At 70.8% G+C, this 25,566-nt stretch carries 24 protein-coding genes; 9 read left to right on the forward strand and 15 right to left on the reverse strand.

The window, feature by feature from the left end:
• Positions 1–18 precede the first annotated feature (18 nt).
• The 4 genes from ACT3T9_RS05650 to ACT3T9_RS05665 form a co-directional block, all read right to left on the reverse strand.
• Positions 19–783 (reverse strand): iron ABC transporter ATP-binding protein, encoded by a 765-nt coding sequence (locus tag ACT3T9_RS05650; RefSeq protein ID WP_444606118.1) that lies wholly within the window; start codon positions 781–783, stop codon positions 19–21.
• A complete protein-coding gene (locus tag ACT3T9_RS05655) occupies positions 780–1,937 on the reverse strand; it encodes an iron chelate uptake ABC transporter family permease subunit (RefSeq protein WP_444606119.1) in 1,158 nt (385 codons plus the stop codon). Before ACT3T9_RS05655 ends, ACT3T9_RS05650 begins: the two co-directional genes overlap by 4 nt.
• Positions 1,930–2,931, reverse strand: coding sequence for an ABC transporter permease (locus ACT3T9_RS05660; protein ID WP_444606120.1), 1,002 nt, complete (start codon positions 2,929–2,931; stop codon positions 1,930–1,932). Before ACT3T9_RS05660 ends, ACT3T9_RS05655 begins: the two co-directional genes overlap by 8 nt.
• Before the next feature lie 104 nt (positions 2,932–3,035).
• Positions 3,036–4,055, reverse strand: a complete 1,020-nt coding sequence (locus ACT3T9_RS05665; RefSeq protein WP_444598823.1) for a siderophore ABC transporter substrate-binding protein — start codon at positions 4,053–4,055, stop codon at positions 3,036–3,038.
• A 227-nt stretch (positions 4,056–4,282) separates the two neighbouring features.
• On the opposite strand from ACT3T9_RS05665, the gene ACT3T9_RS05670 reads away from it, so the two are divergent.
• The gene (locus ACT3T9_RS05670) at positions 4,283–5,290 is read left to right on the forward strand and encodes a hypothetical protein (RefSeq protein WP_444606121.1); all 1,008 of its coding nucleotides are present in this window, start codon (positions 4,283–4,285) and stop codon (positions 5,288–5,290) included.
• 66 nt (positions 5,291–5,356) lie between these two features.
• Here the strand turns inward: ACT3T9_RS05670 and ACT3T9_RS05675 are convergent, their stop codons facing one another.
• The gene (locus ACT3T9_RS05675; protein ID WP_444606122.1) at positions 5,357–7,156 is read right to left on the reverse strand and encodes a carbohydrate-binding module family 20 domain-containing protein; all 1,800 of its coding nucleotides are present in this window, start codon (positions 7,154–7,156) and stop codon (positions 5,357–5,359) included.
• A 449-nt stretch (positions 7,157–7,605) separates the two neighbouring features.
• Complete coding sequence (locus ACT3T9_RS05680) at positions 7,606–8,091, reverse strand: hypothetical protein (protein ID WP_444606123.1); 486 nt, start codon at positions 8,089–8,091, stop codon at positions 7,606–7,608.
• Between the two features lie 125 nt (positions 8,092–8,216).
• On the opposite strand from ACT3T9_RS05680, the gene ACT3T9_RS05685 reads away from it, so the two are divergent.
• The gene (locus tag ACT3T9_RS05685; protein ID WP_444598827.1) at positions 8,217–9,080 is read left to right on the forward strand and encodes a DMT family transporter; all 864 of its coding nucleotides are present in this window, start codon (positions 8,217–8,219) and stop codon (positions 9,078–9,080) included.
• Positions 9,081–9,162: 82 nt separating this feature from the next.
• On the opposite strand, the gene ACT3T9_RS05690 is transcribed toward ACT3T9_RS05685, so the two are convergent.
• Together ACT3T9_RS05690 and ACT3T9_RS05695 are read right to left on the reverse strand one after the other, a co-directional pair.
• Positions 9,163–9,990 (reverse strand): methyltransferase domain-containing protein, encoded by an 828-nt coding sequence (locus ACT3T9_RS05690; protein WP_444606124.1) that lies wholly within the window; start codon positions 9,988–9,990, stop codon positions 9,163–9,165.
• A gap of 125 nt (positions 9,991–10,115) precedes the next feature.
• Positions 10,116–10,637 (reverse strand): PH domain-containing protein, encoded by a 522-nt coding sequence (locus tag ACT3T9_RS05695; protein WP_444598829.1) that lies wholly within the window; start codon positions 10,635–10,637, stop codon positions 10,116–10,118.
• 176 nt (positions 10,638–10,813) lie between these two features.
• On the opposite strand from ACT3T9_RS05695, the gene ACT3T9_RS05700 reads away from it, so the two are divergent.
• Positions 10,814–11,926 carry a hypothetical protein gene (locus tag ACT3T9_RS05700; RefSeq protein ID WP_444606125.1) on the forward strand — a complete coding sequence of 371 codons (1,113 nt, stop codon included), beginning with the start codon at positions 10,814–10,816 and terminating at the stop codon, positions 11,924–11,926.
• Positions 11,927–12,030: 104 nt separating this feature from the next.
• Positions 12,031–12,912 (forward strand): hypothetical protein, encoded by an 882-nt coding sequence (locus ACT3T9_RS05705; protein WP_444598831.1) that lies wholly within the window; start codon positions 12,031–12,033, stop codon positions 12,910–12,912.
• A 116-nt stretch (positions 12,913–13,028) separates the two neighbouring features.
• On the opposite strand, the gene ACT3T9_RS05710 is transcribed toward ACT3T9_RS05705, so the two are convergent.
• On the reverse strand, positions 13,029–14,102 hold the full coding sequence (locus ACT3T9_RS05710) for an FUSC family protein (RefSeq protein ID WP_444606126.1): 1,074 nt from the start codon (positions 14,100–14,102) through the stop codon (positions 13,029–13,031).
• 198 nt (positions 14,103–14,300) lie between these two features.
• Between ACT3T9_RS05710 and ACT3T9_RS05715 the strand changes: the two genes are divergently transcribed.
• From ACT3T9_RS05715 to ACT3T9_RS05725, 3 genes are all read left to right on the forward strand, one after another.
• Complete coding sequence (locus ACT3T9_RS05715) at positions 14,301–15,797, forward strand: purine-cytosine permease family protein (RefSeq protein ID WP_444598833.1); 1,497 nt, start codon at positions 14,301–14,303, stop codon at positions 15,795–15,797.
• A gap of 124 nt (positions 15,798–15,921) precedes the next feature.
• On the forward strand, positions 15,922–16,944 hold the full coding sequence (locus ACT3T9_RS05720) for a DMT family transporter (RefSeq protein WP_444606127.1): 1,023 nt from the start codon (positions 15,922–15,924) through the stop codon (positions 16,942–16,944).
• Complete coding sequence (locus ACT3T9_RS05725; protein WP_444606128.1) at positions 16,928–17,515, forward strand: cysteine hydrolase family protein; 588 nt, start codon at positions 16,928–16,930, stop codon at positions 17,513–17,515. The genes ACT3T9_RS05720 and ACT3T9_RS05725 overlap by 17 nt, the downstream gene beginning before the upstream one ends.
• Here ACT3T9_RS05725 and ACT3T9_RS05730 read toward each other — a convergent pair.
• Positions 17,499–18,284, reverse strand: coding sequence for a phosphatase PAP2 family protein (locus ACT3T9_RS05730; protein WP_444606129.1), 786 nt, complete (start codon positions 18,282–18,284; stop codon positions 17,499–17,501). The two genes, ACT3T9_RS05725 and ACT3T9_RS05730, sit on opposite strands and share 17 nt — an antisense overlap.
• Before the next feature lie 77 nt (positions 18,285–18,361).
• Between ACT3T9_RS05730 and ACT3T9_RS05735 the strand changes: the two genes are divergently transcribed.
• Together ACT3T9_RS05735 and ACT3T9_RS05740 are read left to right on the forward strand one after the other, a co-directional pair.
• Complete coding sequence (locus tag ACT3T9_RS05735) at positions 18,362–18,916, forward strand: DUF488 domain-containing protein (protein WP_345075743.1); 555 nt, start codon at positions 18,362–18,364, stop codon at positions 18,914–18,916.
• Between the two features lie 153 nt (positions 18,917–19,069).
• Positions 19,070–19,936, forward strand: a complete 867-nt coding sequence (locus ACT3T9_RS05740) for an SDR family oxidoreductase (RefSeq protein ID WP_444606130.1) — start codon at positions 19,070–19,072, stop codon at positions 19,934–19,936.
• A 161-nt stretch (positions 19,937–20,097) separates the two neighbouring features.
• Here the strand turns inward: ACT3T9_RS05740 and ACT3T9_RS05745 are convergent, their stop codons facing one another.
• From ACT3T9_RS05745 to hutI, 5 genes are all read right to left on the reverse strand, one after another.
• Positions 20,098–20,346: a hypothetical protein gene (locus tag ACT3T9_RS05745; RefSeq protein ID WP_345075745.1), complete on the reverse strand. Its 249-nt coding sequence runs from the start codon at positions 20,344–20,346 to the stop codon at positions 20,098–20,100.
• 98 nt (positions 20,347–20,444) lie between these two features.
• On the reverse strand, positions 20,445–21,446 hold the full coding sequence (locus ACT3T9_RS05750; RefSeq protein ID WP_444606131.1) for a TerC family protein: 1,002 nt from the start codon (positions 21,444–21,446) through the stop codon (positions 20,445–20,447).
• Between the two features lie 149 nt (positions 21,447–21,595).
• Complete coding sequence (locus ACT3T9_RS05755) at positions 21,596–22,525, reverse strand: lysostaphin resistance A-like protein (protein ID WP_444600751.1); 930 nt, start codon at positions 22,523–22,525, stop codon at positions 21,596–21,598.
• Positions 22,526–22,656: 131 nt separating this feature from the next.
• Positions 22,657–24,216 (reverse strand): histidine ammonia-lyase, encoded by a 1,560-nt coding sequence (hutH, locus tag ACT3T9_RS05760; RefSeq protein ID WP_444606132.1) that lies wholly within the window; start codon positions 24,214–24,216, stop codon positions 22,657–22,659.
• A 70-nt stretch (positions 24,217–24,286) separates the two neighbouring features.
• Positions 24,287–25,564, reverse strand: a complete 1,278-nt coding sequence (gene hutI / locus ACT3T9_RS05765; RefSeq protein ID WP_444600752.1) for an imidazolonepropionase — start codon at positions 25,562–25,564, stop codon at positions 24,287–24,289.
• Positions 25,565–25,566 lie beyond the last annotated feature (2 nt).

Below are 25,566 nucleotides of genomic sequence, written 5' to 3' on the forward strand. Positions count from 1 at the left end.
CGAACCGGCGGCTCCGGCTCAGTAGTAGACCGCGAGCGGCCCCGTCGGCCCGTCGATGACCTGCACCGGGGTGTCGAACACGCGGGTGAGGACGTCGCCGCTCATGATCTCGTCGACCGGGCCGGCCTCGACCACGCCGCCGTTCTTCATGGCGATGATGTGGTCGGCGTAGTGGGCGGCGAAGTTGATGTCGTGCAGGACCACCACGATGGTGCGCCCCAGCTCGCGGGCGGCGTCGCGCAGCCGGGCCATCATCTGCACGCTGTGGCGCATGTCGAGGTTGTTCAGCGGCTCGTCCAGGAGCACGTACTCGGTGTCCTGGGCGAGGACCATCGCGACGTAGGCGCGCTGGCGCTGCCCGCCGGAGAGCTGGTCGAGATAGCGGTCCTCGAGGTCGTCGAGGTTCAGGAAGTCGATCGCCTCGGAGATCTTGTGCTCGTCCAGCTTCGTCAGCCGGCCCTTGGAGTAGGGGAACCGACCGAAGCCCACCAGCTGCCGCACGGTGAGCCGGGTGATGAAGTGGTTCTCCTGGCGCAGCACCGAGAGGATCTTGGCGAGGTCCTTCGAGGCGGTCGAGGAGATGTCGTACCCGGCCACCTCGATCGCGCCCTCGTCGATGTCCAGCAGGCGTCCCACCATGGTGAGCATCGTGGACTTGCCCGCCCCGTTCGGCCCCACCAGGGCGGTGACACCGCCGGAGGGGATCTGTGTGGTGACCGGGCCGATGGTGACGGTCTCGGTGCCCGAGCTGTAGCGCTTCTGCACGGCGTCGATGGTGATCACAGGCGCCCCTTCCGCATGATGACGAGGAGGAACACGGAGCCTCCGACGAGTTCGATGATGATGGAGACCACGCCCTGCGCGTAGAACACGTGGTTCATCACGAAGTAGGCGCCGGCGAGGACCACGAAGCCGGTGAGCGCACCGATCGGGAACAGCAGGCGATGGTCATGGGTTCCGGCGAGCTGGTAGGTGAGCGTCGCGACCAGGAAGCCGAAGAAGGTCATGGGGCCGACGAGGGCGGTGGAGACCGCCATCAGGATCGAGACCAGCACCAGCATGTAGATGGTCTGGCGGCCGTGGTCGACGCCCACGTTGATGCACACGTCGCGGCCGAGGGAGATGACGTTGAGCCGGCGCGCGTTGGCCATGATCAGCAGCCCGGCGATGGCGATCATCGGGATGGCGTAGGGCAGGTACTCGGAGCTCGCGTTGGTGACGGAGCCGAAGAGCCGGGCGGTGAGCACGTCGAACTCGCTCGGGGTCAGCAGGCGCTGCATGAAGGTCGAGACCGCCCCCATGCCACCGCCGATGATGATGCCCACCAGCAGCATCACCTGGATGTTCGCGTACTTGCCGCGCAACAGCCAGCCGTACAGCAGCACCGACAGTCCCACCATCAGCGCGACCTGGAGCAGGAACTGCCCGGTGCCCTGCAGTGCGACCACCCCGGCCACGCCGAGGGTGTACACGGCGGCCGTCTGGATCACGGTGTAGAGGGATTCGAAGCCCATGATCGACGGGGTGATGATGCGGTTGTTGGTGACGGTCTGGAAGGTGATCGTGGCGACCGACTGGCAGAACGCGACCACCGCCATCACCACCAGGTTGGTGGTGCGCATCTCGGCGATCAGCCAGAAGCCCCGCGAGCCCGGGGGCATGGGATTGCCGACGGCGAGCAGGCCGAAGCCGAAGGCGGCGGCGAGCAGCGCCAGGGACAGGAGCACGATCAGGTAGCGGCGGCGGGAACGCGCGTCGCGGAACGCGCCGGACCCTCCGCGTACGTGGCGAGGCGCGCCGATCACCTCGAGGTCGCCGACGAGGTCCGCCGGGGACGTACTGACCTCGGGGCTGGTGCTCTCGTCCTCGACGGCGCTGAACCGGCGCTCGCCGTGGTGCGACAGAACGCGGTGCGGGGTGGGGGTGCGATCAGCCATGTCGGCGCTGCCTCGTCAGCAGGAAGATGAATACGGCCGCGCCCACGATCCCGAGGATCAAGGAGACCGGCACCTCGAAGGGCATGATGATGGTGCGCCCGATCAGGTCGCAGACGGTGACGATCGCGATGCCCAGCAGGCACACCCAGGGCAGGTTGGAGCGGAGGTCGTCGCCGCGGATCATGGAGACCACGTTGGGCACGATCAGGCCCAGGAACGGCAGATTGCCCACCACCACGGTGACCACGCCGGTGGCGATCGCGACCAGCCCGGTGCCCATCAGCAGCACTCGCTGGTAGTTCACGCCCACGTTGGTGGCGATGTCCTCGCCGAGCCCGGCGACGGTGAGGCGGTCGGCCACGATGAACACGGCGACGCCGACCAGCAGCACGATCCACAGCACCTCGTAGCTGCCCCGCAGCACCGAGGTGAAGGACCCGGCGAACCAGACCCCGAGGTTCTGCAGCGCATCGAACTGGAGCGCCACGAAGGTGGAGACGGAGCCGACGACGGCACCGAGCATGATGCCGATGATCGGCACGATGAGCGAGCTGCGCAGGGTGACCTTGCGCAGGAACAGGAAGAACACCATCGTCCCCACGAAGGAGAAGATGATCGCGACCGTCATCCGGGTCAGCAGGCCCGCCCCCGGCACGAAGATCATCACCAGGATCAGTCCCAGCCCCGCCCACTCGGTGGTGCCGGTGGTCGAGGGCTCCACGAAGCGGTTCTGCGTCATCAGCTGCATGATCAGCCCGGACATCGCCATCGCGGCGCCGGCCAGGACCAGGGCGACGGTGCGGGGGATGCGGGTGATGGCGAACATCTCCGCGCCGTTCTCGGTGCCGAAGACGTCGTAGACGCCGGTGAAGAGCGAGGCGACGAGCAGCAGCGCGACCAGCACGATGCCGATCAGGAGCTTGCCGTCGATCAGCCGTTCACGACCGCGGCGCCGCTGCGGGGGCGACGCGGTGGTGAGCGAGGGAGTGGACATCAGGTCTCCTGGAAGGGGCAGAAATGCGGGAGCACGCGCCGTGCGGCGGGCGGGACCTTGTCGGTCCTGCCCGCCGCACGATGGTCAGCGCTGGGGGACGTGGCTCAGGCCTTGGCCTCGAGCGCGTCAGCCAGAGCCGTGAAGAACTCGGTGTAGGTCTGGATGGACTCGTTGGTGTACGTGTCCGCGGGCATGTAGACGATGTTGCCCTCAGCCACCGCCGTGACCCCTGCGAGCGCCTCGGAGGAGCTCAGCAGCTCGTTGGCGGGCTTGTACTCCGGATCGTCGGCGGAGACGGCCGCGTCGCGGTCCATCACCAGGATCCAGTCCGGGTTCGAGGAGGCGATCGCCTCGACGGAGATGTCATCGCCCTGGTGGTCGTCGCTCGCACCCTCGACCTCGAGCGCGGGCACCAGGGTGAGTGCGTCGAAGGCCCAGCCCAGGGTGCGGCCCTTGCCCGGGGCGATGTAGCCGATCTCGCCGCCGGAGGTGTTCACGGCCATGACGGTGTCCGAGCCGTTGTATGCCGCAGTGACGCGCTCGATGGCCGCATCGAGGTCGGTGCCGAGCTGTGCGGCCTCGGTCTGCTTGCCGAAGACCTCGCCGAGGACGGCGACCTGGCGCTTGAGCTCGTCGGCGAAGGGCTGGTCATCGCGCGGGTCGAGCTCGAGGATGGTCGCGTCGGGCGCGAACTTCACGAAGTCATCGTGATAGTCGGCGAAGCGCTGGCCGTTGATGATCAGCGTGGGCTCGGCGGCGACGACAGCCTCGAGGTCGGGCTCGCGGTGGTTGCCGAGGTCGATGATCGACTCGTCGTCCTTGTAGCCGATGGTGGTCGGCATGAGCGCGCGAGCCGCGGCGGTCAGGGTGACACCCCAGGCCTCGAGGGTCTCGAAGGTGCGGTTGTCGGTCGCGACCACGGAGGCGGGCGGGGTCTGCACGGTCTGGGCGCCGTTGTTGTCCTCGACCTCGACCGTCCCGGCCGGCGCGCCGCCCGCGCCGCTCGCGGCGGAGCCGTCGGCGGCCTGGGTGGAGCCGCCGCAGGCGGTGAGGAACAGGCCGAAGGCGCCGGCCAGGGAGGCGGCGCCGAGCGTGCGTCGGCTGAGCGAGGGCAGCGGAGTCATAGGGACCTCTGTCGTCGTGAGGGAAGGGATGGGCTCCCCGCCGGCGGGGACGAGTTAAGGCTAGCCTCACCTCCCGCTATTTCGCCACTTCAGACTTGCTTTATTCCACGGACTGGACAGTGACCCTCGTCTCATACCCCATCGGACGGCGGGCCCGGCGCGCCGCTAGGGTGGTCCCGGCACCCGGGGAGCAGGGGCGGGTGCGCGCACGGATCCGAGGGGGACCCATGACCGACGGCAACGGACCGCAGCTGCCCGATTTCTCCGGCGGCGGGAGCGGCGGGGGCGGCGCCCCGCGCCTGCCCGACTTCTCCGGCGGCGTGTCCGCGAGTGGTGGATCCTCCGGCGGGAGCGGCGGATCCTCCGGCGGCCCCGGCGATCCGTTCGGCGGCGACCCCGGCCTGACCGGCCCCCGCGAGCCCGGCTCCGGGCGCGGGAAGGGGCCGCTGATCGCGCTGCTCGTCGGTGGCGGCGTGGTCCTCGTGGCCGTCCTCGCGATCGGCGCGCTGATCCTCTCGCAGACCGTCCTCTCCCCCGACCGCGAGGACCCGACGGTGACCTCCGAGCCCGCGAGCACCGAGCCGGGCCCGTCGGAGGACGCGACCCCGTCGGAGGTCGTCCCCACCACGGAGTCCGAGCCGAGCGAGGACCCGTCGCTGACCACCATCGAGGCGCCCACCGTGGAGTGCACCTCTCCCGGCAACCGGCAGACCACCGAGCAGGTCGACGGGTCCGTGCGCGGCGGCGGCCTCGAGTTCGCGGTGCTGGCCGGCTGGAACACCGGCTCCAACTGGGGCCGCAGCGCGATATACATGACCGACGTCCACTCGGCCGATCAGCCGGTCGAGGCGGGCTGGTACTCCGTCGCCTCCGTCGGCGCCGTCGAGTGGCCCGAGGAGGAGGGCGGCTACCCCGGCGCGGAGGCGACGGCCCGCGCGATCTTCCAGTGCTCGAACACCCGCGACGAGGCGAAGGAGCTGTACGGCGAGCCGGCGCAGGCCGCCGCCTACCGCGACGAGGCGATCGAGGTCGACGGCCATCCCGGCTGGATCGTCTCGGGCGACCTGCAGGTCTCCGAGCTCGCACTGATGCGCACCACGGACGCCTGGCGGAACGTGGTCATCGTCGTCGACACACCGGACGGCCCCGCGGTCTTCGAGGGCGGCGCCGCGCTCGGCCACGAGCAGCAGGTCGCGGATCTGGACGCGATGATCGCGAGCCTCCGCGTCTACTGAGCGGCGCGGGCGCCGACCGGGGCCGACGGGCGATCCCGTCGGCCCCGGCGGCTCGGCGGCGGCAGCCTACCTCCAGGTGTCCGTGAGAGCGAGCGTCCCGTCGGCGCCGACGGTCGCCGTGCGGTTCGCGCCCGACTCCCAGACGGCGGCGCCCGAGTCGTCGACCTTCACGTACTTGTACTCGAAGCTCGTGCCGGCCGGCAGGTCCACGCCGCCCGTCCAGCTCGGGTAGCCCGAGGGGTCCAGGGCGACGCCGGAGGCGGGCTGCCAGCCGCCCAGCTCAGGCACCGAGCCGACGATCCGCACCTCCTGGCCCCAGACCGTGCTCGCGTGCACGCTCACGGAGGCCTTCCCGGCGACGGGCTCGGTGCCCGGGTCGGGATCCGGCGTGGTGCCGCCGGAGGTCTTCTCCACGTGCAGGGCGAGCGCCCCGTAGGCGGGGAGGGTCGCCGAGAAGGTGCCGTCGGCCGCGACGGTGATCGTCTCGGAGCAGTCGCTCGCGGCGACCACGTCGCAGTACGTGCCCGCAGGCAGCGAGCTGCTGTAGGTGCGGGTGGTCGCGGAGCCGGTGTTGTTGATGGCCACGAATCCCTTGTCGCCGCGGCCGAAGGCGATCTGGTTGCCGCCGTCGTCCCACCAGTTCGTCAGCGCGGTGCCGGCGACGGTGTTGTGGAAGCCGACCATGCCCTGGATCTCGGTCCAGCGCTGGGTGCAGGTCCACGCGTCGGAGTCGCAGTTCGCGTCGGGCACGGAGGTCGCGGTGGCGCCGGGGGCGCCCGCATCCTTGTCGGTGAAGGTGTAGCCGGAGTACACCGAGGGGGACCCGTAGGGGTAGGCGAGCATGAACGTGTTGGCCAGGGCGTACTTCGCACCCCAGGTCTCGTTCATGGTCTCGCCGTTGCGCTCGGTGTCGTGGTTGTCGACGAACACCCCGGCCTGGGCGGAGGGGAGCTTGCCGTTCGAGATGTGCTGCAGGTTCGCGATCGAGCCGTCGAAGTCGGACTTCAGCTGGCGGGCGTAGTCGAACTCGTGCACGTCACCGGTGCCCGTGTACTCGGACTCCTGGATCGGCTCGCCGGCCGCGCCGATGACCTCCTGCACCCAGTAGGCGTTCGGGTCGCTGAGCTTCGCCTTGATCGCCGCCAGGTCGCTCGCGGGGATGTGCTTCGCGGCGTCGATGCGGAAGCCGGCGACGCCGAGCGAGAGCAGGTCGTTCATATATCCGGCGAGGGTGTTCTGCACGTACTCGGAGCCGGTGCGGAGGTCCTGCAGGGACACCAGGCGGCAGTTCTGCACCTGGAACCGATCCTGGTAGTTGCTGATGTTCGTGCGGCAGTCGTTGAAGTCGGCGGCGCCGTAGATGCCGGGGAAGTAGTCGATGCCGTAGGGGGTTCCGGCGGTGCCGGTGCCGGAGCCGCCGTCGGTCCCGGTGGTGTGGTTGATGACGGCGTCGGCGATGACCTCGACGCCGGCGGCGTTGCAGGTCTCGACCATGGCGGCGAACTCGGCGCGGGTGCCGAGCTTGCCCTCGATCTTGTAGCTCACGGGCTGGTAGGAGGTCCACCAGGCCGTGCCGTGGATCGTCTCCTGCGGCGGGGAGACCTGGACGTAGCCGAAGCCCGCGGGGCCGATGGTGCTCGTGCACTCCGCGGCCACGGAGTCCCAGGTCCACTGGAAGAGGTTGAGGATGACGTCGCCACGACCGTTCTCCGAGGTGGCACCGCCGCTGGGCACGGGGGGCGAGCCCTGTGCGGGTGGGGAGGTGGCCGGGGAGCCGGCGACGGCGAGGAGGAGCGCAAGGGCGAGGGCTGCGGCGAGGCGGATCAGCGGGCGCGGGGCCGCTGTGCCGATGGGGGAGTGCTGCATGGGTTCTCTCCTGGGGATGGGCCGACCACTGGGGCCGACCCCCGGCGTCATAGCCGGATCGGGGATGCAAGAACTTGCGAAGGGACGCGTACGCTTGCGAAGGAGAGTAGCGAGTTCAGCTCGTGCCGTCGAGGGGTTCCGTCAAACCTGCCCGATTTCCGATTGTTCATGCAGGTCAGAAGCGTGAGCAAGAATCCGGCGACGGCGGACATCTGACGCCACCGCGATGCAAGATCTTGCACTCCAGGTTCCGGAGGACCTCCGCGTCGGGTCGACCGCAGAGCATCCCCCTCCACCTCCCCTCACCTCACCTCACGCTCTCCCGCGCCCTCGCCATCTCAACGTTGTGCCCGCTGTGCTTCCAGGAACGGAAGCACAGCGGGCACAACCGGCGGGTGCGGGGCGGGGGCCCGGCCGGCGCGGGGCGGGGGCCCGGCCGGGGCCGGGGGTCAGTCGGCCTGCTTCTCGAGGGCGCACTCGAGCTTCACGGCGCGCTTCTCGGCCTGCTTGGCGGCCCTCTTCGCCTCGCGGGAGCCGCTGCCGGTGCCGATGATCAGGGCGAGGGCGATCGCCGCCATCCAGGAATCCTTGGCCAGCGGGGTCCCGGACTGCGAGGGACGCACGCCATCGGCCTCGGTCATCTCCGGGGTGCGGAAGTACATCGAGAGCATCGAGCCGGAGAACCCGGCGAGCGCGAGGCCCGCGACCTTGGTGGGCACGAAGGGCAGCAGCAGGGAGGAGCCCACGGCGATCTCGCCGAACGCGACGAGCCGCCCGAACTGCTTCGGGGAGAGCGTCTCGACCGCGGGGATGCCGTTGACGGCCATCGCCTGGAGATGCGCGGCGGTCTGCGGATCCATGCCGAGCTTGCCGATGCCCGAGTTGAGGATGAAGGCGCCGGGGACGGCGCGCAGGATGGCGGTGCTGAGGGCCATGACGAAAGCCTTTCAGAGAGGATTGTTTTCGTTTACAGCAATAGGGTCGTGTCGTGAGTCTGTCGACCCCTCCTTGGCCACAGGCAGGAGACTGTGACGATGCACATTCTGCTCCCCGCACCCCGATGAGCGCCTCCGTCCTGGCCCTGGTGCTCGCGGCGGCGCTCTGCCACGCGCTGTGGAACCTCGCGGCCAAGCGCGTGGACACCGACGGCTATGCCTTCGTGTGGTGCTACGACCTGGCCTCGGTGCTGCTGTGGGCGCCGCTGGCGATCTACGCGCTGATCCAGGCGGACCTCGGGCTCTCCCCCGCCCTGCTGCTCGCGCCGCTGATCTCCGGAGTGCTCCACATCGCCTATCAGCTCACCCTCCAGACCGGCTATGCCAGGGCGGACCTCGGGGTCGTGTACCCGGTCGCCCGCGGGGTCGGTCCGGTGCTGAGCATGGTGGTTGCGATCCTGGTGCTCGGGGAGCGTCCGGGCTGGGCGGCAGCCCTCGGTGCGCTGACGGTGATCGCCGGGATCGTGGTGGTGGCGACCGGCCGCACCGCCACCGGCCGCCAGGGGGTCCGCGCCGGCGTGGCCTGGGGCGCGATGACCGGCGTCGCGATCGCCGCCTACACCCTGTGGGACAGCATCAGCGTGACCACCTTCGGCCTGCCACCGGCCACCTATTTCGTGATCAGCTGCCTGTGGCAGGTGGTGCTGATGACTCCCACGCTCCTGCGCCGGCACCGCGACCGCCTGCGCCCGGTGCTCCGCACCCGATGGCGGGAGATCGCGACGGTGGCGGTGCTGTCGCCGCTGGCCTATGTGCTGGTCCTGGAGGCGATGCGCACCGCACCGGTGTCGCTGGTGGCGCCCGCCCGCGAATCGAGCATCGTGGTGGGGTCACTCCTGGCGTGGTGGCTGTTCAAGGAGCCGGACCCGCTGAGACGACTGCTGGGCGCGGGGATCGTGCTGGCCGGGATCGTGCTGATCACGCTCTGAGCCTCGCGGGGCTCTGCCGAGTGCCGCGAGGGCTCTGCCCAGGTGCCGCGAAGGCACTCGCGGCGGGCACCATCGCCCGTGCTCAGACCTGGGCGATGATCTCCGCGTGGAGCAGGTTGAACCAGCCGGCGGGATCCGCGGCCCAGCGCTGGAACTCCTGGGCGATCTGCTCCCGTTCGGCCGCATCGGCCCAGCCCTCACGCTCGAGCTGCCGTGCGAACGGGGGCGAGGTGATCCGCCCCGACCAGCTGGCGGCCCAGATCTCGCGCTGCGATGCCGTGGCGTACAGCAATGTCGAGGTGCTCGCGGAGACGTCAGTGAACCCCGCCTCTCGCGCCCAGGCCAGCAGGCGCCTGCCCGCGTCCGGGGTGCCGCCGTTGGCGCGGGCGGCGCGCAGGTACAGCTCGAGCCAGCGGTCCAGCCCCGGCAGGGCGGGCCACCAGCGGAAGCCCTCGTAGTCGCTGTCGCGCGCCGCGACGATCCCGCCCGGGCGGGTGACCCGACGGAACTCGGCGAGGGCCTGGACAGGGCCGGGCACATGCTGGAGGACCTGATGCGCGTGGACCACGTCGAAGGCGTCGTCCGCGAAGGGCAGCTCGTGCGCGTCCCCGACCACCACCTCGACGCTGCCCAGGCCCTGAGCTTCGAGCTCCGCGCGCGTGATAGCGGCAGCATCTTCGGTGACCTCCAGGGCGGTCACGTGCTCCGGGCCGACGATCCGGGCCAGGCCTGCGGTGATCGTCCCCGCGCCGCTGCCCACGTCCAGCAGGCGCATGCCCTCACGCAGATGCGGAAGCAGGTGGGCGGCGGAGTTCTCGGCGGTGCGGTGACGGTGACTGTCGAGCACCGCGGCACCGTAGCCGTGGGTGTAGGCAGGGCGCTTCGAAGGATCTGCGACGGGATCTGACATGCTTCCGGACCATACCCGGCGCGGTCGGAGCGACCACGGCCCGGCCACCCACCGGTCTCCGCGGCGCACGACCAGCGGGATCCGGGCGGCAGAGCGGGCTCAGCGCGGTGGCGGCGCCGACGGGCTCAGCGCGGTGGGGCACCACCGGCGGCCAGGCGCTGAACCAGGCCGAGGACCTCCTGGCTCCGCGTCCACTCGCTGATCTTCATGGTGATGTCCTTGCCATGGCGCACCTGCACCCGGAACCTCCCGGACAGCAGCCGCTTCTCGATCTCCGCGCCCACGATCTCCGCCGCGGGGGCCTCTTCGAGGATCGTCCAGCCGCGGAATCGGTCCATCACGTGCAGGATCCTGCGGTCGGTGACGATCAGCAGCGGGAAGGTGTCTGAACGGAGCGCTCCCACCGCGACGTCGTGAACCGTCTCGTCCGGATGCAGCACCTGCTGCGGCAGATTCCCATCCGCCGCACGGAAGCGCAACCCTCGATTGCGGGCCATGGCCTCGCGGTACGTCCGCTCTGCCCGGCCGCTGCTCGCGCTCTCAGCGTACGCCTGGGCCATGACGGCATCGGCGTCCTGGCCGTGCGCCTCCCGGACCGACCTCTGCAGCTCGGCCGCCTCACGGTATCGATCGAGTCTCTTCCCCATGGTGCGAGCCTACGGTCCGCCGGGTCGACGTGCACGTTTTCCCGCCCCGGCGGGTCGATGGGGAGTCCTCCCCATCGTGCATCCGCCGCGCGCGCCCTACTGTGGTCGGGACGTGGGTCGGACGGAGCGCACAGCACCTCCGCACCAGGTACCGGCCAGGACACGAGGGGACAGGCATGAGCGGCTTCTACGGCGCCGACACCAGCCAGCTGCGCGACCACTCCGCGCTGCTGCGCGACCGCGCGACCGCGATCGGCGATCTGCGCGCGCGACTCGAACCAGCGGTCATGGACGAGAGCATCTGGCAGGGGCCCGACGCGGACTCCTTCCGTGCTGAGTGGAGCTCCCGCACCGTGGCGCTGTTCGAGGAGGTCACCTCGCGGATCACCCATCATGGCAGCGAGCTCGAGCGCCACGCCGAGGAGCAGGACGAGGCCTCCGATGGCGAGTCCGGCAGCGGCCAGGGCAGCGGAGGCGGTCAGGGCAGCGACGAGAGTGAGGGCTCCTGGCTCGATCGCCTCCTCGGCGGTGTCAACGACGGCATCGGCGTGTTCAACAAGCTACAGAAGGCCTTCAGCAGCGGCAAGAAGGTCTGGGACATCATGCGGGTCATCGACCGCTCCACGGACTTCATCAAGGGCGCCGAGGACATCTTCCAGCTCGCCGCCGGCACCTGGAAGTACGGCAAGGACATCACCGACTCCGTCTACGGCGTCGGCTCTGAGTTCAGCGGCCTGGCGAAGAAGCTCATCGGCCAGCTGCCCTTCAACGTCCCCACTGGCCTCGGGAACAAGAACCTCTTCGGCTGGGTGGACGACGCCGCCGGCAAGCTCTCGAAGGTCGCGCCGTTCCTCGACGACGTCGCCCCCTACCTCGGCAAAGCGCTCCCGGCGCTGGACGTGTTCACGGGCGGATTGCAGATGATCCAGGGGATCAAGAGCGGCGATACCTTCAGTGCGATCACCGGGGGTGCCAGCGCCGTCGGTGGCGGGCTGATGCTGGCGGGCGGTGCACTGTCCGCCACCGGCGTCGGTGCGGTCATCGGCGGGCCGCTGGTCGCGGCCGGCGCGATCATCTCCGGCGGCGCGGCCCTCGCCGACGTTGGCAAGATGGTCTACGACAACTGGGACACGATCTCCTCGACAGCCACGGACGCCTGGAACAGCACGACGGACTTCGTCGGCGACACCGCCGGAGCTGTCTCCGAAGGCGTGGGCAATGTCGTGGACTCCGTCAGCGACGGCGTCTCCAATGCCGTCGACGGGCTCGCCGACGCCCTGCCGTGGTGAGCCTCTTCGTGAGAGCCTGAACCCGCCCGCCGACACCCCATGAGCACCACCGAATCGGTCCGTCCGCTGCGACGACCCGTCCATCCCCAGGGAGCCGACCCCGCATGAGCGAATCCGCCAAGACCCCGCCCTCCGCGCCGTCCATCACCGAGCCCTCCATCACCGAGCGCGACATGCTCGGTGCGATGGAGGTGCTGGCCACGACTGAAACCGAGCCGGACGTCTTCCTCACCCTCACCGATGAGGAGATCATGGGGCTCGACGGTGCCTCCGCCCTCGAGATCCTGGGCAGTCCGTATCTCAGTCAGGACATGGTCGACGAGGCGTCCTCAGCCGCTGCCGCACTGCGTTCGCTGACTGCTCGCGGGCTGGTCCGACCCGGCACCGAAAGCGTCGAGGATGAGGGCAAGGTCGTCTCCGGACCGGCAGACGTCGAGCGCCGTCCGGTGCAGCTGGACCGTCGGCTGGCCGGGGTGATCGCCCTGCGCCGCATTCCGGAGGCGATGGTCACCACGACTCGCACGCTCAACGGCGGCTCGACGACCCTCGCCCATTACCTCTTCCCCCGCAGCGGGATCCTCGAGGAGTTCATCTCCGTCGACGGCTTCCACCACTTCAGCGTCCCGGACCTGGGCTCGGTCCCGCGCCGGATCCGGAAGTTCGTGGACCCGTTCGAGGCGGCGGACCAGGACGGCGAGCCCGAGACCACCACCCGCGCTCAGGCCGGATCCACGTTCGATGTGGCCGACACCAGGTCGCTGTCCGTCCTCACGGCGGTCACCGACGGCGCCGGGCGGCAGGCCACGATCGTGGCCACCTCCGACCGGGTCCGGGTGCTCGACGACGGACCGCTCGGGGAGGAGCCCACCGCCGACGACGAGCTGCAGATCTCGGACGTCTCCGCCGAGACTCTGCTCAGCGTGATCGACGTGATGATCCCCCGTGCCCTCGGCGACGAGGAGCCGGAAGCATCCCCAGGCAGCTGAGGCGCGCCGATGCACGGCTGAAGCACGGCCGAGGCGCGGCCGAGGCACGGTTGAGGCGCGGCAGAGGCATGGTTGAGGCACGGCAGATGCGCGGACGGGAGCGGCAGCTGGGGACCTCAGCCCTCGACGGCTGCGTTCCGCCGCGCTGAGCGTCGGTCCCACAGCGCCGCCGCGACGACCATCGCAATGCCGACCACGACGCCGATCGCGGTCTCGACCACGCGCGCCTCGAGCGTCGGCCCCACCGGCTGGGGGTGGGCGAGCTGCACCATCAGCAGCGCGAGCGGGGTGATGAACAGCAGGGCGAAGGCGTAGTTGCGCATCACGTAGAGCTCGGCGATGAACTGCAGCACCACCACCCACACCACCAGCTGCCACGGCTCGGCGGGGAAGGACAGCAGGAAGGCGGTGGTAACAACTCCGAGGGTTGTGCCGATCACGCGGTGCAGGCCGCGCTCGATCTGCAGGGTGCGGCCGGGGGCGGCGAGCGGCGCGATCGCCGCGATCTGCGCCCAGTAGGGGAAGGGCAGGCCTGAGGCGAGGCCCAGGACGCCGGCGATGGCGGCGGCCAGCGCGAAGCGGCCGAACTCTGCGCCCAGCTGCGCCCGGGTCCAGGTCTCCATCGCCGGGTGTGCGTCCGCCCCCGGGTGCCGCTCCCCTGCCCAGTGGCCGAGCAGCCCGAGCCCCACGCACAGGCTCGCGCAGGAGCCCGCGATCAGGAAGGCGACCCAGACCGGTGCGGCCGGCGGGGCCGCCGCGACTGCCGCGACCGCGAACAGCGGGAAGATCGCCCCGCCCGGCTTGAGCCCGCGGGCGAGCACGAAGGTGGCGCTCAGTCCGGCGATCACGGCGCCCACCAGCAGCGCCGTCCAGGACTCCGCGAGTGGTGACATCGACTCGCCGAGCTGTGCGAGGGCCGCCCCGATCGTCACGCAGACGGTGAGCATCGCGCCGGCGAGCGACTGGCGCCGGAACCGCAGCCGGGTGGGCTCGTACTTCGAGTAGATGCCCGTGAACGCACCGAACCCGACGTACATCGCCCAGTCGACCCGATCCGTCAGCAGCAGCACGACCATCGGGATCGCCAGTCCGATCGCGATCCGGAAGGCGGGGACATGGTCCACACGTCCGGGGGCGAGGCTGACCATCCTCTGGGCTGCGGACTGGACCCGAGCGAGGGCTGAGGGCACGAGACTCCTTTCGGCTGAGAGCGGCGTTCATCCTATTCCCCGCCCCGTGCCTCTCCCCCGTCCCGTCCCGCTCCCGTTCCCCGTTCCCGCCGCCGCGCCGGGCGACCGGTGGTCCCGTGCGCTTCCGTGGGAGAATTCACGGCAGTCCTCGCCTTCCCGTCGTCCGACCCCGTCGGACCCCTCCTCCCCGGAGCAGCCATGTCCTCCCCTGAGAGCAGCCCCGCCCCCGTCGGCGGCGCCGGCGTCATCGAGACCGCCGGCATCGAGATCATCGCGGAGTCCGAACGCGTCGCGAAGCCGCGCGATCTGATCTGGCCCTGGTTCGCCGCGAACGTCTCCGTGTTCGGCATGAGCTACGGCTCCTACCTGCTCGGCTTCGGCATCAGCTTCGTGCAGGCCACGGTCGTGGCGATCATCGGCATCATCATCAGCTTCCTGCTGTGCGGGCTGGTCGCGATCGCGGGCAAGCGTGGCAGCGCCCCGACGATGGTGCTCTCGCGGGCGGCCTTCGGGGTGCACGGGCAGAAGGTGCCCGGGATCGTCTCCTGGCTGACCTCGATCGGCTGGGAGACCTCGCTCGCGATCTCCGCAGTGCTCGCCACCGCGACCGTGTTCGATGTGCTGGGCCTCGCCTCCGGGAAGGCGGTCACCGTGATCGCCGCGATCCTCATCGCCGCTCTGATCGTGGGTGCGAGCGTGCTCGGCTATCACACGATCATGAAGCTCCAGTCCGTCCTGACCTGGGCGACCGGCGCGATGACGATCCTGTTCATGATCCTCACGATCCCCCACATCGACCTCGACGCCGTGCTCTCCGCCCCCTCAGGCTCCCCGCAGGCGATGATCGGCGCACTGGTGATGGTGATGACCGGCTTCGGGCTGGGCTGGATCAACATCGCCGCCGACTGGTCGCGGTACCAGAAGCGCACTGCGTCTGACGGCTCGATCGTGCTGTGGAACACCGTGGGCGGCGCCGCCGCCCCGGTGGTGCTGGTGATCTTCGGGCTGCTGCTGGCAGGGTCCGACGAGGGCCTGAGCAAGGCGATCCAGGGCGACCCGATCGGCGCGTTGGTGACGATCCTGCCGCTGTGGGCGCTGATCCCCTTCTGGATCGTCGCGGTGCTGACTCTGGTCTCCGGCGCGGTGCTGGGCATCTACTCCTCGGGTCTCACCCTCATCAGCCTCGGCATCCGCATCCCCCGCCCGGCCGCCGCCGCGGTCGACGGGCTGATCCTCACCGCTGGCACCATCTGGGTGGCGTTCTTTGCGACCAGCTTCATCGAGCCGTTCCAGAGCTTCCTGATCACCCTCGGCGTGCCGATCGCGGCCTGGGCCGGGATCCTCATCGCCGACATCCTCACCCGCCGGGCGGACTACGACGAGAAGGCCCTGTTCGACCCCGCCGGACGCTACGGCGCCTTCGACTGGACCTCGATCATCACCATGGTGGTCGCCTCGATCCTGGGCTGGGGCCTGGTCGTGAACGGTTTCACCGAGGCCGCCTCCTGGAACAACTGGCAGGGCTACCTGCTGGAGCCGCTGGGCCTGGGCACCTACGTGGAGGACCCGGCCGGCTCCTACTGGGACGGCAACTGGGCGTACTCGAACATCGGCGTGCTGCTGGCGCTGGTGCTCGGCTTCGTGGTGACCTTCATCGCGCGGCGCGGGAAGATCCGCCGCCAGGAACAGCGCTGAGCTGACTGCCGGGTTGCAAGACTGCCTAGACGCCGGGCAACCGGGCTGTAAGGCAGCCGGGACGCCGGGCTGTCCGTCCTGGGCAGGGATGCCGCGCCCGCCCCGCAGGGTCCACGATGGGTCCATGCATCCCTCCCCCGCCCATCCCGCCCTGCCGTGGCTCGCCGCGCTCGGGGTGATGCTGATGTGGGCCTCGTCCTTCCTGGTCATCCGGGTGGCCGGGGACGACTTCTCCCCCGGCGCGATGGCTCTGCTGCGGGTGGGCTCCGCCGCGATCGCGCTGCTGCCGCTGCTGCTCCTGCGCCGGGTCCGCTGGCCCCGCAGCGCGCGGTTGTGGGCGGCGGTGATCGGCTGGGGCGTGGCCTGGTTCTCGGTGTATCTCGTGGTGCTCAACGCCGCGGAGCTGTTCCTGGATCCGGCCACCGCGGCGATGCTGGTGAATCTCGCACCGCTGATCGTGGCGGTCGCCTCCGGGCTGCTGCTCGGGGAGGGGTTCTCCGTGCGGCTGCTCGCCGGAGTGCTGGTCGCCTTCAGCGGGATCGTGCTGATCACGGTGGGGGCCTCCACCGGTGATCTCTCCGGGCTCGGAGTGGTGCTGGGGCTGGTGGCTGCGCTGCTCTACGCGGGCAGCGTGCTCGCGCAGAAGCTGCTGCTCGTCCACGTCGACTCCACCTCGATGACGGTGATCGGCGTGCTGAGCGGCGCGCTGGCCTGCCTGCCCTTCGCTCCGGCCCTGGTGACGGAGGTGGGTGCGGCCCCGGTGAGCACGGTGCTCGGCGTCATCTACCTCGGGGCGTTCCCCACCGCGCTCGCCTTCCTGCTGTGGGGATACGCCCTGACCCACACCGGGGCCGGGCTGCTCAGCTCCTCCTCGCTGCTGGTGCCCGCCTTCACCGTGGTGCTGGCCTGGCTGCTGCTGGGCGAGGTGCCGCCTCCGCTGGCGGCGATAGGCGGGGTGCTGTGCCTGGCCGGGGCGGCCTTCGCGGTCGCGCCGGCGGTGCTCGCCGCCCTCCGGCCGCGCCAGCGCGCCGACTATTCTGACCCCACCCGCACTGACCACCCGTGCTCAGACCCCACCTGCTCTGACCCCGCCTCGTGCACCGCTGCACGCCCTGGAGAGGATCCTGCCCATGCCCCCTGCCCCTGAGGCGAACCCGGCGCCCTGGCTGCTGATCGTCGACCCGCAATGGATCTTCGCCGACCCCCGCTCCCAGTGGTGCTCGCCGTTCTTCCCTGCGGCGATGGAGAACATCGCCCGTCTGGCGGAGGCCGTGGGCCCCGAGCGCACCCTGGTCACGCGCTGGCTGCCCACCGCCGACCGGGCGACCGCCTGGGGCGACTACTTCCGGGCCTGGCCCTTCGCGGATGTCCCGGCAGAGGACGCGCGCTACGACCTGGTCGATGCCGCACGCGGCCTGTCCGCCCACCCCACGATCGACGAGCCGACCTTCGGCAAATGGGGTGCGCAGCTGGCCGAGCGGGTGGATTGGCCCGCGAACCCGCGCACACACCTGCTGGTCACGGGCGTGACCACGGACTGCTGCGTGATCTCCACGGTGCTCCCTGCGGCCGATGCCGGGGTGCGCCTGACCGTGGTCACCGACGCCGTGGCCCACTCCGCGGCGGAGAACGGCCCGCCCGCCCTGCACACCATGAGCCTGTTCCCGCCGCAGGTGGATCTGCGCTCCACCGAGCAGGTGCTCACCCGCGGCGGGTGACCTCCTCGACGACGTCTTCGGTGACGCCGACGCCTCCGGGCACGCCCTCGATGGCGCCCTCAGCGATGCCCGCAGGGCGAGGATCAGCAGCGGGGTGGAGCAGGTCCAGCAGCCGGGCAAGGAACAGGCACAGCACCGGCACCAGCAGCAGCGAGACGAGGACATCGGAGGGGTGGTGGACGCCGAGCGCGACCCGGGACCAGGCCGTGGCCAGAACGAGCAGCACGGCAGGGACGAGGGCGAGGCGGCGCTGCCATCCTGCGGGCAGCGCGAGCACGAGCACGGTGGCGAAGGCAGCGGCGCAGGCGGTATGACCGCTGGGGTAGCTGAAGGTGTGCGGCTCGGGCACCAGCTGCTGCAGCAGCAGGTCCGCGTCCGGGCGAGGACGGCGCACGACCAGCTTGATCAGCTCCACGATCGCCCAGGGCACGGCGACCAGCAGCGCAGCCCGGAGCGCGGCCCACCTACTGCGGTGCAGCAGCCCGGCCAAGAGCGCGGCGAGGGCCACCAGAGCAGCAGCCAGGGCGGGGCCGAAGGCGACATCGATACCGACCGCGAGACGTCCAGCGTTCTCGGTCAGCGAGTGGTTCGCGGCCACGACCAGGGAGAGGTCCCACGCACTCACCGCGGGCAGAGCCCGCAGCGTCCACCCCAGCAGCACCGAGAGCAGCACGGCCGCCGTCATGGCAGCCAGCGGCGCCAGGCACGCCGTCAGCGCCCGACGCGGCCCTGGGGCACGGATCGGCCTGGTCGCTGCGGAAGAGTTCACGTGCCCAGTCTGCCTCGCCGACCACTCGGTCTCGCCAGCAGCCCCGCGCCCCGTGCGAAGGACGCAATACTGGAGAGATGACTGCTTCTCTGCTCACCGTCGGGCACGGGACCCTCTCACGCACGGAGCTCAGCGACCTGCTCCTCGGCGCCGGAATCCAGCAGCTGGTGGACGTGCGTCGATTCCCCGGCTCCCGCACCAACGATGCCGCCGCTCGTGGCGCGGTCGAGGAGATCTGCACCGAGGCCGGGATCAGCTACCGCTGGGACGAGCGCCTGGGCGGACGGCGACGGCTCACCAAGGACGAGGATGCCGCCTCCCCAGACACCTGGTGGCGAGTGAAGCAGTTCCGCGCCTATGCCGGATGGACCCGCAGCGAGGAGTTCCGTGCCGGCCTCGAGGAGCTGCTCGGCGACGTGTCGCGCACCCGCACCGCTGTGATGTGCTCGGAGGCGGTGTGGTGGCGCTGCCATCGCCGCCTGATCGCCGACGTGATGCTCATGGAGCACCAGGTCGAGGTCGCGGACCTCATGCCCGACGGGAAGCAGCGGCAGCATGAGCCGAGCGACGGAGCACGGCGGGGCGAAGACGGCCACGTGGTCTGGGACCGACCTGACGAGACGGGCGACTGAGCCGAGACGGCTGGTCGCCTGCTGCAGGGTTGACCTGACGCGGGCGTGACCTGAGGAGCGGTGACCTGACGTAGGGATGACCTGGCCGGGCGGGCCGTTCCGGGCACGAAAAACCGGTGGCCGAGACCGCCGCCGCACCGTACCGTCGGCCGCATGCACTTCCCCGCCTCCGGCACCGCCGCCGCTCTGCCCCGCACCGCTCTGCTCACCGGCGTCGGGCGCCGCCGCGGGATCGCCGCCGCGATCGCCCGGGGACTCGCCGCCGACGGGTTCGACCTGGCACTGTCCTTCCACGCCCCCTACGACCGGCGAGTGCTCGGCGAGGATTCGGATGTGGAACTGCTCGCGGAAGAGCTGCGGGCGGCCGGGAGGCGTGTCGTCCTGCTCCCCGGTGACCTCGCCGACCCACAGGTGCCTGCGCAGGTGATCGGCAGTGCCCGCAAAGCGCTGGGGCCGCTGGGGGTCCTGGTGATGAGCCACTGCGAGTCCGTGGACTCCTCGCTCCTGGACACCACGGTGGAGAGCTTCGACCGGCACTATGCAGTCAATGTGCGCGCGAGCTGGCTGTTGCTGAAGGCCTTCGCGGAACAGGTCGCAGTGAACGCGCCGGGTGCGCTGGGTGCGCAGGGCGAGCCGGGCCAGCTGGGCGCGCAGGGCGAGCCGAGCGGGCCGACCGCTGCCGCGTCCGGCGGCGCCGTGATCGCACTGACCAGCGACCACACAGTGCACAACCTCCCCTACGGGGCGACCAAGGGGGCACTGGATCGCCTGGTGCTGGCGGGAACGCATGAGCTCGCGGACCGCGGCATCCGCACCAACGTGATCAATCCCGGCCCGATCGACACCGGCTGGATGGACGAGGAGATCCGCGCCGCCGTCACCGCGCAGATGCCGGGAGGGGAGCTCGCCGGGCCGGGGACGGTCGCGGACCTGGTGTGCTTCCTGGTCTCCGCGCAGGGGTCCTGGATCCGTGGCCAGCTGCTCCACTCCAACGGGGGCTTCGCGACCCCGGCAGTGTGATCCCGCGCCCGCCATTCCGCGCCCCACCCGACGCTCCCGACGCTCCCGACGCTCCGCGATTCTGCGCTGAGGACCGATGATCGCACCTCGCATAGGTCCTGAGCGGCGAACCGTGGCCGCCCGGCGGGGTGGGGCGGGCCGGGGCGGGGCAGGGTCGAGTGTCATCCGCCGTCCGCAGCGGACGCGCGCACCGTCCCGCAGCGCCAGCAGGGCACGGTCGGATCCTGCGCGCCCTCCCCCTCGGGCACGGCGCCGCACTCCGGGCACAGCTCGCCCAACCAGCACGCCGCGTCGCCTCCGGTATCTGCAGAGACGCCGGTGATACCGGTGACCCCGGTGGTCCCGGCGATCCGAGCGATCCCGGTGGTGCCGGAACCGGTGGTGCGGGCACGATCTCGTCGGGGGCTCATGCCCCCATCCTGGACCCGGCGCCCGACGGAGGGAAGCCCGAGCGCGATCCGGTATCCCTGGCCGGGGATCCTTCCGGCCCAGCGCCGAGCGATCCGGCTCAGTGCTCCGTGATCGTGCGCTCCGTGTCCTCATGCTTCTCGGACTTCCCCGCGAAGATGACCGAGGCCACCACGGCGACACCCATGGCCACCACGATGAACGCGAGCGAGAGCCAGATCGGCACCTCGGGGATCTTCTGCAGCACGGAGAAGCCGGGGATGAAGTCCAGCGGGGCCTCGTGGATGGCGTGGATCAGCAGCTTCACACCGATGAAGCCGAGGATCGCAGCGATCCCGTAATGCAGGTAGGCGAGGCGGTCCAGGAGCCCGCCCAGGAGGAAGTACAGCTGGCGCAGACCCATCAGGGCGAACAGGTTCGCGGTGAAGACCAGGAAGGGGTTCCGGGTGACGCCGAAGATGGCAGGGATCGAATCCAGGGCGAACATGACGTCGGTGAGGCCGAGGGTGATGAACACCAGCAGCATCGGGGTGAAGAGCTTCTTGCCGTCCACGACCGTGCGCAGCTTGTTGCCGTCGTAGTCGTCGGAGACGGGGAACACGCGCCGCACCGTCCGCATGATGAAGGAGTCGGAGCCTCCCTCTTCCTCGCCCTGGGCCTGCTTCCATGCGGTCCACAGCAGGAAGATCCCGAAGAGGTAGAAGACGGCGGTGAAGTTCTCGATGATCACGGCGCCCGCCAGGATGAACAGCCCGCGCGCGATGAGGGCGATGATGATGCCCACCATCAGCGCTTCCTGCTGGTATCTCCGCGGCACGGAGAACTTCGTCATGATGATGATGAAGACGAACAGGTTGTCGATGCTCAGGGAGTACTCGAGCAGCCAGCCGGTGACGAATTCCGACGCCGGCTGCATGCCGCCCACGAAGTAGAGGACCACCGCGAAGACGAGCGCCAGGCCCACATAGAAGCCGATCCAGGTCGCGCACTCCCGCAGGGAGGGGACGTGCGGACGTTTGATGACCAGCAGCAGATCGGCGACGAGGATCGCGCAGAGCACGACCATCGCGCCGATCTCGAAGCCGAGGTGGAGCTCTCCCATGGGGCAAATCCTTCAGGTGTGACGGGCTGTCTTCCCGAGTGACCGGGGCAGGGCTGCGCTGAGCAACACCGGTCACAGGGTACTCGCGGGATCAGCCGATCACGCCCCGAGTGAGCACACTCTCTCTCCTCGCCGTGCGAGCTCGGCTCCTATCGCCGTTTCCTCGCCGGGCCCTGCAGATGACCCCGGCGGGCGGCGAGGACCAGCATCACGATCCCCGTCCCGAGACCCAGGAGCACGGTGAGCAGGGAGCCCTCGATGCCCATCGACCCGCCGGTGAGCCAGGTGGGGCCGTGCATCTCCGCGACCAGCAGTCCGCGCTGCGTCCCCGTCCCGGAGACCGCCGAGGAGAACATCCCGGCCTGCACGGTGTTCCAGGCGATGTGGAGGCCGAAGGCGAACCACAGCCGACGGGTCAGCAGATAGGCGGCGCCCAGCAGGACCCCCGCCTCGACCACGAGGAGGAGCGCGGTCAGGATCGACGCCCCAGGATTCATCAGATGGATCAGTCCGAACAGGAGCGACGTGATTGCGAGGGCCACCCAGCTGCCCCACCAGGACTCCAGCACGCGCAGCAGGATGCCACGGAACACGATCTCCTCGATGACTCCGGCTCCGATACCGACCGCGAGCGGTGCCAGCAGCTGCGGGGACGCCGAGATTCCGGTGACACGGTAGCCGCCGAGCAGGGCGATGAGGCCGACGGCGAGGGTCAGCAGTGCTGTGCCGAGCACCAGGCCCGCCGCCAGCTCGGCGAGCTTGCCGCGCCCGCGCAGGCCGAGCCCGGGGCGGCCGCCGATCAGTCCGACGATCAGGAGGTAGCCGCCGAGCGCGACGGCGGCGCCCGCGCACGCTCCGAGCAGCAGCATCCACGGGCTCGCGGTGAGGCCGCCGACGGTCACCACCGTCATCTCGGCGGCGAGGAAGACCACGACGCCCAGAAGCAGCTGGAGGCCCCGTCGACGACCGCCGTGGGCGGCAGAAGGACGGGCGGCAGGCAGAGGGGCGGCGGGCAGAGGGGCGGCAGGCGGTCGGGAGGCACGCGGACGGGGGGCGGAGGGAGAGTGCAGGGAGGTCATGCCCCTGAGCGTGACGCCTGGTCAGCGGCTTGTCACGGGTCCGGAGCAGATCGTCGGGGTGGCCCGACACCGGCTGTCCTGCCGGCCGGCCCGCGACGGTCAGGCCAGCCGCCCGGCGAGCCCAGCGACGGTCAGGCCAGCTGCCCGATGACCTCCTCGACCGCCGCGAGCACGGTCCCGTCCAGCAGCCGCGCCTCGGCCTCAGCGATGTCCGGGGCCAGGAAGCGGTCCGGCCCAGGGCCCTCGACGGTGCGGCGCAGCACGGCGATCGCGGCGGCGCTCGGGGCCGATGGGGCGAGCGGGCCGCGCAGGTCGATCGCGCGGGCGGCGGTGAGCAGCTCGATCGCGAGCACGCGGCGCAGGTTCTCCACGCTGGTGCGCAGCTTGCGGGCGGCGTGCCAGCCCATCGAGACATGGTCCTCCTGCATCGCGGAGGAAGGGATCGAGTCCACGCTCGCCGGCACCGCGAGGCGCTTCATGTCCGAGACCAGGCCGGCCTGGGTGTACTGGGCGATCATGAAGCCGGAGTCGACACCGGGGTCGTCGGCCAGGAACGGCGGCAGGCCGTGGGAGCGGGACTTGTCGAGCATCCGGTCGGTGCGGCGCTCGGCGATCGAGGCGAGGTCCGCGGAGACGATCGCGAGGAAGTCGAGCACGTAGGCGACCGGGGCGCCGTGGAAGTTGCCGTTGGAGGTGACGGTGCCGTCCTCGAGCACGACCGGGTTGTCGATCGCGGCGGCGAGCTCCCGCTCGGCGACGGTGCGCGCGTGCTCGATGGTGTCGCGCACCCCGCCGGCGACCTGCGGGGCGCAGCGCAGCGAGTAGGCGTCCTGCACGCGCGAGCCCTCGGCGGCGACGTCGGCGATGATCGCGGACCCCTCGAGCAGCGCGAAGATGTTCGCGGCCGACGCCTCCTGGCCGGGATGCGGGCGCAGCGGTGCGTGCAGCTCGGGGCGGAACACGCTGTCACGGCCGCGCAGGCCCTGCACGGACATCGCGGTGGTGAGGTCGGCGGTGCGCACCAGCTCGTCGAGGTCGGCGATCGCCCACAGCAGCATGCCGAGCATGCCGTCGGTGCCGTTGATCAGCGCGAGGCCCTCCTTCTCCTCGAGCAGCACGGGCTCGATCCCGGCCTCGGCGAGCAGCTCGGGCACGGGGCGCTCCACGCCGTCGCGGTCCCGGGCGCGGCCCTCACCCATCAGCACGATCGCGCAGTGGGACAGCGGTGCGAGATCGCCCGAGCATCCGAGGGATCCGTACTCGTGGACGATCGGGGCGATCTGCGCGTTCAGCAGCGCGAGGATCGTCTCGACCACGACGGGGCGCACGCCGGTGCGGCCGGAGGCGAGGGTGCGGGCGCGCAGCAGCATCAGGGCGCGCACCACTTCGGTCTCGACCTCAGGCCCGGCGCCGGCTGCGTGGGAGCGGATCAGGGACCGCTGCAGAGCGTGGCGCATGCTGGGCGGGATCGAGGTGTCGGCCAGCGCCCCGAAGCCGGTGGAGACGCCGTAGACGGGGGTGTCTCCGGCGGCGAGCGCGTCGATGTGCGCACGGACCGACGCCACCTGTTCGCGAGCATCGGGGTCGAGCTCGACGCGGGCGCGGTGGCGGGCCACGGCGAGGACGTCGGCGGCGGTGAGCCCGGCGGTGGAGAGGGTGACTGTGGGGTGCTCGATGGCGGGGATGGTCATGGGGTCCTTTCGGGACGGAGGGGTCGGCGATCGGGGGCGGGGAGGTCGGCGACCAGGGACGACGGGGAGATCAGACGCGTCGGGTCCCGGCACGCCACACCTGGTGGGTGAGCGGCATGCCGGGCCGGTAGGCAAGGTGGATCGCCGCGGGGGCGTCGAGCACGTGCAGATCGGCGCGGGCACCGATCCCGAGGTGGCCGACGTCGGTGCGGCGCAGAGCGAGCGCACCGCCGCGGGTGGCGGCGTGGAGCGCTTCGGCCAGTGAGAGGTGCATCTGGAGCACGGCAGTGGTGACGCAGAAGCTCATCGAGCTGGTGTAACTGGTGCCGGGGTTGCAGTTCGAGGCGATCGCGACCGTCGCGCCGGCGTCCAGCAGCTCGCGGGCCGGAGCGAGCGGCAAACGGGTGGAGAGGTCGCAGGCGGGCAGCACGGTCGCGACCGTCGGCCCGGCATCCACGGCGAGCAGCCCGGGCCGGTCCCCCGGCGCGGTCGATCGGGCGGCTGTGGCGGCGAGCGCCTCGACATCGGCCGGGGAGAGGTGGTTGACGTGGTCCACGCTCGCTGCGCCGAGCTCGGTAGCCAGCGCCGCCCCGCCGGAACGGCCCAGCTGGTTGCCGTGCACCCGCAGCCCGAGCCCCGCAGCGGCGCCGGCGCGCAGCACCCGCTCGGACTGCTCGGGGTCGAAGGCGCCCTCCTCGCAGAAGACATCGATCCAGCGCACGTGCGGGGCGACGGCGGCGAGCATCTCCCCGCTGACCAGGTCCACGTACTCCTCGGCCCCGGGCCGGCCCTCCCGGCCGTCGAACTCCGCGGGCACCAGGTGGGCGCCGAGGAAGGTGGCCTCGTCGAGCTCGCCCGACGCGATCAGGGAGGACAGCAGGGCGGCGGCCCGGGTCTCGTGCTCGACGGTGAGGCCGTAGCCGGTCTTCGTCTCGAGTGTGGTGGTGCCGCCCGCGAGGGCCTCCGCGATCCGGCCGTGCACCAGGGCGCGCAGGTGCTCGTCGGAGGCGGTGCGGGTGGCCCCGGTGGTGACCCCGATGCCGCCGGCGCTGTAGGACTCCCCCGCCATTCTGGCCTCGAACTCGGCGGCGCGATCGCCGTCGAAGACGAGATGGGAGTGGGAGTCGACCCAGCCGGGCAGCACGGCGCGGCCTTCGAGATCGGTGGCGTCGTCGGCGGCCGGCGCCTCTGCCGCCGGGCCGGTCCAGGCGACGCGTCCTGCCTCGATGACCAGGGCTGCGTCACGGAGGACCTGCTCGTCGGTCACGCTGCCGGAGCGGGCGGGATCGTCGAGTGCGGGATCTAGAGTCCACAGTTCGCTGATGCCGGAGATCAGGGTGCTGCTCATGG

Source organism: Brachybacterium sp. AOP29-B2-41, assembly GCF_052378395.1.
In the GTDB taxonomy this organism is placed as follows: Bacteria; Actinomycetota; Actinomycetes; order Actinomycetales; family Dermabacteraceae; genus Brachybacterium.

Bases quoted from the DNA above. Each gene is read 5' to 3' on its own strand.
- ACT3T9_RS05675 (WP_444606122.1), bottom strand. From the start codon at position 7,156: ATGCAGCACTCCCCCATCGGCACAGCGGCCCCGCGCCCGCTGATCCGC.
- ACT3T9_RS05680 (WP_444606123.1), bottom strand. From the start codon at position 8,091: ATGGCCCTCAGCACCGCCATCCTGCGCGCCGTCCCCGGCGCCTTCATC.
- ACT3T9_RS05735 (WP_345075743.1), top strand. From the start codon at position 18,362: ATGACTGCTTCTCTGCTCACCGTCGGGCACGGGACCCTCTCACGCACG.
- ACT3T9_RS05660 (WP_444606120.1), bottom strand. From the start codon at position 2,931: ATGTCCACTCCCTCGCTCACCACCGCGTCGCCCCCGCAGCGGCGCCGC.
- ACT3T9_RS05655 (WP_444606119.1), bottom strand. From the start codon at position 1,937: ATGGCTGATCGCACCCCCACCCCGCACCGCGTTCTGTCGCACCACGGC.
- ACT3T9_RS05745 (WP_345075745.1), bottom strand. From the start codon at position 20,346: ATGAGCCCCCGACGAGATCGTGCCCGCACCACCGGTTCCGGCACCACC.
- ACT3T9_RS05695 (WP_444598829.1), bottom strand. From the start codon at position 10,637: ATGGGGAAGAGACTCGATCGATACCGTGAGGCGGCCGAGCTGCAGAGG.
- ACT3T9_RS05690 (WP_444606124.1), bottom strand. From the start codon at position 9,990: ATGTCAGATCCCGTCGCAGATCCTTCGAAGCGCCCTGCCTACACCCAC.
- ACT3T9_RS05700 (WP_444606125.1), top strand. From the start codon at position 10,814: ATGAGCGGCTTCTACGGCGCCGACACCAGCCAGCTGCGCGACCACTCC.
- ACT3T9_RS05725 (WP_444606128.1), top strand. From the start codon at position 16,928: ATGCCCCCTGCCCCTGAGGCGAACCCGGCGCCCTGGCTGCTGATCGTC.
- hutI (WP_444600752.1), bottom strand. From the start codon at position 25,564: ATGAGCAGCACCCTGATCTCCGGCATCAGCGAACTGTGGACTCTAGAT.
- ACT3T9_RS05740 (WP_444606130.1), top strand. From the start codon at position 19,070: ATGCACTTCCCCGCCTCCGGCACCGCCGCCGCTCTGCCCCGCACCGCT.
- hutH (WP_444606132.1), bottom strand. From the start codon at position 24,216: ATGACCATCCCCGCCATCGAGCACCCCACAGTCACCCTCTCCACCGCC.
- ACT3T9_RS05665 (WP_444598823.1), bottom strand. From the start codon at position 4,055: ATGACTCCGCTGCCCTCGCTCAGCCGACGCACGCTCGGCGCCGCCTCC.
- ACT3T9_RS05705 (WP_444598831.1), top strand. From the start codon at position 12,031: ATGAGCGAATCCGCCAAGACCCCGCCCTCCGCGCCGTCCATCACCGAG.
- ACT3T9_RS05720 (WP_444606127.1), top strand. From the start codon at position 15,922: ATGCATCCCTCCCCCGCCCATCCCGCCCTGCCGTGGCTCGCCGCGCTC.
- ACT3T9_RS05750 (WP_444606131.1), bottom strand. From the start codon at position 21,446: ATGGGAGAGCTCCACCTCGGCTTCGAGATCGGCGCGATGGTCGTGCTC.
- ACT3T9_RS05670 (WP_444606121.1), top strand. From the start codon at position 4,283: ATGACCGACGGCAACGGACCGCAGCTGCCCGATTTCTCCGGCGGCGGG.
- ACT3T9_RS05755 (WP_444600751.1), bottom strand. From the start codon at position 22,525: ATGACCTCCCTGCACTCTCCCTCCGCCCCCCGTCCGCGTGCCTCCCGA.
- ACT3T9_RS05685 (WP_444598827.1), top strand. From the start codon at position 8,217: ATGAGCGCCTCCGTCCTGGCCCTGGTGCTCGCGGCGGCGCTCTGCCAC.
- ACT3T9_RS05715 (WP_444598833.1), top strand. From the start codon at position 14,301: ATGTCCTCCCCTGAGAGCAGCCCCGCCCCCGTCGGCGGCGCCGGCGTC.